The sequence below is a fragment of the Candidatus Planktophila sp. genome (genome assembly GCF_040402275.1).
Lineage (GTDB): Bacteria > Actinomycetota > Actinomycetes > Nanopelagicales > Nanopelagicaceae > Planktophila.
In genome coordinates this window covers 1-7,201 of the sequence record NZ_JBBAMW010000028.1, presented here as the reverse complement: position 1 = coordinate 7,201, position 7,201 = coordinate 1, and the positions used below count along the sequence as shown (strand labels likewise).

Below are 7,201 nucleotides of genomic sequence, written 5' to 3'. Positions count from 1 at the left end.
TCGCGCAGTACCTGACTACGTGATGGGTGACGAAGCTTTGACATTGTCTTTGATTCAATCTGACGAATACGCTCACGTGTAACACCGTAAACCTTTCCGATCTCATCAAGTGTCTTCGGCTGTCCATCAGTTAAACCAAATCGCATTGCAACTACGCCAGCTTCACGTTCTGACAATGTGTCTAGAACTGAGTGAAGTTGCTCTTGTAGCAATGTGAATGAAACCGCATCCGCCGGAACAACAGCTTCACTATCCTCAATCAAATCACCAAACTCTGAATCTCCTTCTTCACCCAGTGGTGTGTGAAGTGAGATTGGTTCGCGGCCATACTTTTGAACCTCAACAACCTTTTCAGGTGTCATATCAAGTTCTTTGGCTAGCTCTTCTGGGGTCGGTTCGCGACCAAGATCTTGGAGCATCTGGCGCTGAACACGTGCCAACTTATTAATTACTTCAACCATGTGAACAGGAATACGGATTGTGCGAGCCTGGTCTGCCATCGCGCGTGTGATTGCCTGGCGAATCCACCATGTCGCATACGTTGAGAACTTGTAACCCTTTGTGTAGTCAAACTTCTCAACTGCGCGAATAAGGCCCAAGTTACCTTCCTGGATCAAGTCCAGGAAGAGCATTCCACGGCCGGTATAGCGCTTAGCAAGCGAAACAACTAGACGTAGGTTTGCTTCTAGCAAGTGGTTCTTTGCACGCTTTCCATCTTCGACTAGCCACTCAAGTTCGCGCTTGTACTTCTTTTCTAACTTCTTTTCATGTTTCAATTTCTCTTCTGCAAAAAGACCAACTTCTACGCGTGTAGCAAGCTCTACTTCCAGCTCTGCATTCAGCAATGCCACGCGACCAATCTGCTTTAAATAATCCTTAACAGGATCTGCTGTAGCACCAGCTGTCATAACGGTCTGAGCTGGAGCATCATCTTCTTCAGATGCCTTTAATGTAAAGGCATCTTCTTCCTTGCCCTGTGTTGCTTCATCAGAAAGATCCACAACGCGAGGCTGAGCACCCTTTTCCTCTTCGCTGTCGATGATCTCGACAACTTCCTTGATCAGAGTTTCAACATCTTCTAATTCAACTTCTTCTAGCTCTACCTCTTCGCCATCAATCTTAGTGATAATTGCCTTGCCAATTTTTGCATCAACCTTTGGTGCGCCTGCCTTTATGACTTCAGGCTTTGGCGCAACTAACTCATACTCAGCCTTTTTCAAAATACGTGAAGGAGAACCCAGTCCACCCTTACGAAGCTTCTCAATGATTACTGGAATCTCAGTTGCGAGCGCACGGGCCTCATCAACTAGATCTTTGTCAGCCTTCTTGGGGATTCTGTTGATTGATGAAACACCACGTGTTTCAAGTTCAGCCAAAACTTCGTTCTGGCGAAGTACCGCGTTCTTCGCATCAACAATCTGCTGCACATCTTTTGCAGTTAGTACTTTTTTGAGTTCATTTTTCTTTGCAGGCGCTGCCTTTTTTACTGGCGCTGCCTTCTTTGCAACAGCCTTTTTCGCAGGTGCTGCTTTCTTAGCTACCGCTTTCTTTACAGGTGCTACCTTTTTAGCAACTGTGGCTTTCTTTGCTGGCGCTGTTTTCTTTGCAACAGACTTTGTAACAGGTGCGGCTTCCTTCTTCGCAGAAGTTTTTGCCTTCACCTTGTTTTTGAGCGCACTAAATACAGCCACAATTGTCCTTTGATTTTTTCAGCGAGTCCGCTGAAGTGATAGGTATATTATAATTTGTCCACAGACCAAATTGCACATCGAAAACCCCTATTTGGCCAGTTTTAAAGCCTCTCGGATCACATTTCCAACGCTTTCAACCTCCACCAGGAAGCCGTCATGGCCAAATGGGCTGCTAATCGTGACCAGCGGGGCTGCTGCAGGGGCTAACTCGGCAATCTCAGCCTGCAGGCGAGGTGGGAAGAGTCTGTCTGTATCAATGGAAACCGCAACTATTGGAACCTGAATCGTGGCCAAAGCTGCAGCAACTCCTCCACGATCTCTACCAATGTCATGGCTATTCATCGCCTCTGTCAGGGCGATGTAGGTGTTGGCATCAAAGCGCTGAGCTAACTTGTCAGCCTGGTGATCTAAGTAGGACTCAACGGCAAAGCGGCCGGTGTCATCACCTTGTAGCTGCCGACCAAAACGAATATCCATTTCAGCCTCTGTTCGATATGTCAGGTGGGCAATGCGGCGGGCAATGCCCATCCCCTCATCAGGACCCACTTCTTGCTCGTAGTAATCACCAGAGTTGAAATGAGGATCAGATTTAATTGCTCTAATTTGAATAGATGCGGTACCGATTTGATCTCCCGTTGCAACAGCTGATGATCCGATGGTGCAGATAGCACCAACCCGATCTGGTAACTGCACCGCCCATTCAAGTGCACGCATACCACCCAGTGATGGACCGACTGCTAGTAAATACTTTTTAATTCCAATGGAATCTGTAAATGCAACCTCTGCTGCAACCATGTCTCTGATTGTCACTGCAGGAAATCTTGAACCCCAACGCTTACCATCTGCTGCAATAGATGATGGCCCAGTTGATCCTTGGCATCCACCAATCACATTGGGACACACAACAAAATACTTGTCCGTATCAAAAGGTAATCCTGGGCCAACCATCGATGGCCACCAGCCAGGAACATCAGACCACCCAGTCATCGCATGGTTAACTAAAATCGCATTATTTTTGGCGGCGTTTAATACGCCCCAGGTTTGATATGCAATGGTGACATCCGGCAAAGTTTCGCCGTTTTCCAGAAGCAAGAAACCGATTGTGATGAACTTTCGTTCACCAGGATCATGAGTCTCTAGCCATGCACCTGTAACCATGAAATAAATATCCTTAAACTGCGCTTGCCACCGAGGTAGCCTGTTCGTCACCCGGAGCACCCCGCCGCGGTGGAGGGTTGCCGCCTACTAAGCCGGGGCTAATACGTAGGACTCGTGAACGGTGTAATTCTAGCCACTACCCTTCAAAAATCCCAGCCGTCACTTTGGGGTGTAGTTCTAAGCGCATTGCAGCAAAAGCTGCAGCGGGCCAGCCTGAACCAAAGACCCTACGCAACAAAATGGTCAAGGCATACTTGGGATCATCAACTGTTGCTCGATCTAGCGCCCTATAGGCAAGTTCATTATCACCACGTTCATATGCCAATGTGGCAAAAAGGCAGGCAACTGGTGCAACAAAACCATTGGGAGCAATGCGCAGGAGGTAGAGCCACATATTCCAGTAATTATCAAAGGTTTCAGCGTTATGGGTGCCCATCGCAAAATCACGGACCTGAATATCTGAAAGACGACCAATGACCTGAGACATCAACTCCACATCGCAGTTATAGCCACGATCTGCAAACTGCATGGACAAATCAATCACAGCTGTTGCCCCATCTCGCTGCAGTAGATTGAGATCTGGGCTATCCACCGGCAACGCAAAGGTATTAACACTTTCTATAAACTCCTCATCTGTTGCAAGGGCAAGGGCTGTAATACTTACATAGGTGTTTTCAGTAGTCATGGTTTCTTATCCTTTGAAGGTAGTAGGTGCGTTAACGATGGTGATCAGTGCGATAGATACTTTTTTGACAGTGCCTGTTACTGCGCGCGCAGCAGCGTTATGTGTGTAGGTGCCGTTCCAGGTTGTTAGCAGTGAGACTTGATACGTACCTGGCTGCTTATAGGTGTGATGGATGGTGCCGGCCGGATAAGGACCACCGTTTTCGGTAGTGGCATAAAAACTGCCGTCACCAAAACTCCAGACAAAAGATGGACGAAGTGCAACATCTACAACTTCTCCGATGATGTCGACCCTGCTTTGGAAAAGTGTGGGCAAGTCACACCAGAAATACACCGGCACCTGCACTAATGGTTCAAACTCAGGTTGATATGCAACACCTGCAGTTGGAACCAACTTCGTTAATCGATCACTCAAGTTGACCTTGGTCACAGTCTTTTTGATTCGTGGCTTATAGGTGCGTTTTACTATTGGTTTTTTAACAGCTGGCTTTGCAGATGGTGGAAAAAACAAAGGCACAGCCCTTGGCTTAGGCGCTACCTTTACTGCAGCCTTTTTTGGAGCTTGCGCAATAGTTTTCTTCACCGTTGTATTGCCCTTGCGGGCTTCTATGATGATTTGATTGTCATCGGTATAAACAGTGATGCAGGCAGTTTCCTGGCATTGATCAGCAACCGCTACCTGCATGCCAGAAAAGACAAGTGCCAGACTCAGAAATATTATGACCATGTGCGGCACCATAAATTGCAGCTGTGACCGAACTGGAGGTCATTGCACTAACTGTGGATAGTTGTGACAGGCTAGGAACATGGCAGCGCGCGATGGTGATGGATGGGTTGAATGCGCCTGCGGCAATAAGCATTGGGGCCTGAACGGGGCTGCTGGAATCTTGATCCTTCGCGGCCATGAAATCTTGTTACAGCACCGCGCCCCGTGGGTGCATAACGGTGACACCTGGGGAATCCCAGGTGGTGCTCGTGATTCTCATGAAAGCACGATCGAAGGTGCTTTTCGTGAAGCAATCGAAGAAACTGGAATTGATACCAAACTGCTAACTCCGCTTCACACATTTACCGATGATCACGGCAGCTGGAAATACGACACCGTTATCGCACGCGCGACAGCAGGATTAGTTGCTCACGAAGTAAATGATGAATCCCATGAGGTCAGATGGGTTCAGATCGATCAGGTTGATCAGATGGCTTTGCACCCTAGCTTTGCCAAATCCTGGCCAGAATTAAAGGAACTGCTTAATAACTTTGTCAGCCCACGTTAACTCTGATTCATTGCTGTGAGCCACAACAACAACTGTTACACCATCTTCTGCTAACTTCTTCAAGACTTCAATAATTCTCTTTCGGCTCTGCACATCTTGCGCCGCAAGGGGTTCATCTAAAAGCAATACCGGAGTTTTTTGAGCAATAGCTGTTGCAATACAAACTCTTTGGGCCTCCCCCCCAGACAAGGTTGTCACCGCTCTATCTGCCAATGAGGTTAATTCAAGTGCCTGCATTACTTCTTTAGAGGGACCAGCCATTTCAATGACCTGCTGAACCGTATAGCCCAGTGTGTAGCTCTGATTTTGAATTGCCACCGCACGAATCTGTGCCAGTTGGGCTGGTGATGTCAGGATGGGATGTAGCTCATCAATTGTGATCGTGCCCTTTATTGGTGCGATATCGCCAGCAATGGCAGCTAGCAACGTTGATTTGCCAGAGCCATTGGGGCCAACAATTGCCGTAATTGATCCAGCAGGGATTTGTTCGCTGTAATCATAAATAATTTCTCGCCCATCAACAACGATAGTGATCTCATTGATAGTAATCATTGAGTTTTCCAAACATTATTTTTAACTGTAACAAGTGCGATCAATACTGGCGCACCTAAGAGTGAGGTAATAAGACCGATAGGCAGTTCATTTGGTTGGGCAACATTTCGTGAAAGAGTATCTGCCACAACAACTAAGAGTGCCCCGATGATGGCGGTGTGAACAATCAAATTGCGATGGATGGGTCCATATATAAATCGTGCAATGTGTGGGGCGGCAAGGCCAATAAATGCAATAGAGCCAACGGTGCTAACAGCCCCTCCTGCAAGTAGTGATAGAGCAACGAGTGCAATGAGTCGAACACGTGGGACATCAATACCTATGTGAAAGGCGGTGGCATCACCCAAGGAAAGCCGATCAAGTGATGGTGAGATCTTCCAAGCAATCAGTCCACCCATAATTGCGGTGATGCTAACTCCCACCAAATTATCCCGGGTGATTAAAGCCAGAGATCCAAAGTTCCAAAATGAAATAGAACGAGCATCAGCCCTTGTCACCATTGCTGATAACAGCCCAACAATTGCTGTGAGGCTGGCCGACACTGCGATACCCACAATGATTAATGTAAAAGATGAAAGTTGTGATCGCAGATTTGCTAATTTAAATGTCAGAGAGGTTGCAGCTAGAGCACCTAGTGCCCCGCATGCAATTGCACCCACAGATCCCACCCGCACAAGTCCAGTTAAGACCGCCACCACTGTGCCAAGGGCTGCACCTGCTGTTGTTCCTAAGATTGAAGGTTCTGCCAATGCGTTATTGCACGCACCTTGTGCCATTAATCCAGCAAGTGCCAATGACGCACCGACAATCAGTGCTGCTGTTACACGGGGAATACGAATCTGCCACAAAATCTCGTTGCTCCCAGGTGAGAAGAGCGCTGACCAAAAGTCATCAATTTGTGCACTGCCAACATAGATAGCGACAAAAGTGGCTATAACAAGTGCTATTGCAGGGGCAATCTTCTTCACTTGCCCACCGCACTTACTTGCTGAGCAAGGGCAACAACTAACGATGGCGTACGAGGACCAAATGAAAGAAGTAGTGAGTCATCAACATCAATAATTGCGTGATTCTTACCTGCCTGTGTCTGTGCCACACCCGGTAGTTTGAGTAACCCTGACACACCACCAACAGATTCCAATCCCTTTGTCATAACAATGATTACATCAGGATTAAGCGTTGCCAGACTTTCAGCGGTCATCGTATTAAAGGGACGTGGCAATGACGCAGCTCCCACATCAACAGCACCGATTGCAGAGATCAAAGAGTCTGCACCTGATCCAGGTCCACCAACTAGATAGATAGATGATGTTCCACGAAGATATAAAAATGCAATCTTTGTTTTTTCAGAAAGCGTCTTAGTCTTAATCGCAGCATTCATCGCAGCATTGAGCAGCACTCCTTGTTGCGGCGCGCCAATAGCAGCGGCAACAGCTGCAACCTTGATAGAAATATCTCCCAAGGTCCAACTCTCTGGTGTTTGCACAACTCGTATGCCCGCGCTCTTTATTTGCTCTATTGCAGCTTTAGGTCCAGTGGATGCATCAATAATTACCAGATCTGGTTTAAGAGCAATTACCTCTTCAGGTAAAACTTGATGACCTGATGTTGCAAGTGGAACATTCTCTAACGCTTTTTCTGTGCTTGAAATATCTCGACCAACAATAAGTGATTTGGCATTCAGGGAGTTCATAATCTCTGCCACACCATTGGCAAGAACTACAACTCTAGAAACTGAAAATGTAGTGGGTGAATCAATTGAGATTGCTGAAACATCATCTTGGGAGATTGTGTAGTTGTGAGACATCTGTGAATTAGCGCACCCCGTTAACAGAATTGCGA

Annotated in this window: 8 protein-coding genes and 1 riboswitch; of the genes, 1 reads left to right on the top strand and 7 read right to left on the bottom strand. The window is 47.1% G+C overall.

Going from position 1 to position 7,201, the window contains the following annotated elements; all coding sequences use genetic code 11:
• The 4 genes from AC9UEY_RS05335 to AC9UEY_RS05320 form a co-directional block, all read right to left on the bottom strand.
• Window positions 1–1,691 (bottom strand): RNA polymerase sigma factor (locus AC9UEY_RS05335; RefSeq protein WP_509538802.1); only part of this gene is annotated, 1,691 nt, incomplete at its 3' end.
• Between the two features lie 87 nt (window positions 1,692–1,778).
• A complete protein-coding gene (metX, locus tag AC9UEY_RS05330; protein WP_509538799.1) occupies window positions 1,779–2,849 on the bottom strand; it encodes a homoserine O-acetyltransferase MetX in 1,071 nt (356 codons plus the stop codon).
• Between the two features lie 15 nt (window positions 2,850–2,864).
• Window positions 2,865–2,969, bottom strand: a riboswitch (SAM riboswitch).
• A 16-nt stretch (window positions 2,970–2,985) separates the two neighbouring features.
• Window positions 2,986–3,534, bottom strand: coding sequence for a DUF4192 family protein (locus AC9UEY_RS05325; protein WP_509538796.1), 549 nt, complete (start codon window positions 3,532–3,534; stop codon window positions 2,986–2,988).
• A gap of 6 nt (window positions 3,535–3,540) precedes the next feature.
• Window positions 3,541–4,260, bottom strand: coding sequence for a PKD domain-containing protein (locus tag AC9UEY_RS05320; RefSeq protein WP_509538793.1), 720 nt, complete (start codon window positions 4,258–4,260; stop codon window positions 3,541–3,543).
• 79 nt (window positions 4,261–4,339) lie between these two features.
• Here AC9UEY_RS05320 and AC9UEY_RS05315 point away from each other — a divergent pair, with 79 nt between their 5' ends.
• Window positions 4,340–4,807: an NUDIX hydrolase gene (locus tag AC9UEY_RS05315; RefSeq protein ID WP_509538790.1), complete on the top strand. Its 468-nt coding sequence runs from the start codon at window positions 4,340–4,342 to the stop codon at window positions 4,805–4,807.
• On the opposite strand, the gene AC9UEY_RS05310 is transcribed toward AC9UEY_RS05315, so the two are convergent.
• The 3 genes from AC9UEY_RS05310 to AC9UEY_RS05300 form a co-directional block, all read right to left on the bottom strand.
• Window positions 4,769–5,359 (bottom strand): ABC transporter ATP-binding protein, encoded by a 591-nt coding sequence (locus AC9UEY_RS05310; RefSeq protein WP_509538787.1) that lies wholly within the window; start codon window positions 5,357–5,359, stop codon window positions 4,769–4,771. The two genes, AC9UEY_RS05315 and AC9UEY_RS05310, sit on opposite strands and share 39 nt — an antisense overlap.
• Entirely contained in the window at window positions 5,356–6,327 is a 972-nt protein-coding gene (locus tag AC9UEY_RS05305) for a FecCD family ABC transporter permease (RefSeq protein ID WP_509538784.1), read from the bottom strand. The genes AC9UEY_RS05310 and AC9UEY_RS05305 overlap by 4 nt, the downstream gene beginning before the upstream one ends.
• Window positions 6,324–7,201 (bottom strand): heme/hemin ABC transporter substrate-binding protein (locus tag AC9UEY_RS05300; protein ID WP_509538781.1); only part of this gene is annotated, 878 nt, incomplete at its 5' end. The genes AC9UEY_RS05305 and AC9UEY_RS05300, both read right to left, overlap by 4 nt.

Bases quoted from the DNA above. Each gene is read 5' to 3' on its own strand.
- metX (WP_509538799.1), bottom strand. From the start codon at position 2,849: ATGGTTACAGGTGCATGGCTAGAGACTCATGATCCTGGTGAACGAAAG.
- AC9UEY_RS05325 (WP_509538796.1), bottom strand. From the start codon at position 3,534: ATGACTACTGAAAACACCTATGTAAGTATTACAGCCCTTGCCCTTGCA.
- AC9UEY_RS05320 (WP_509538793.1), bottom strand. From the start codon at position 4,260: ATGGTCATAATATTTCTGAGTCTGGCACTTGTCTTTTCTGGCATGCAG.
- AC9UEY_RS05315 (WP_509538790.1), top strand. From the start codon at position 4,340: ATGGCAGCGCGCGATGGTGATGGATGGGTTGAATGCGCCTGCGGCAAT.
- AC9UEY_RS05310 (WP_509538787.1), bottom strand. From the start codon at position 5,359: ATGATTACTATCAATGAGATCACTATCGTTGTTGATGGGCGAGAAATT.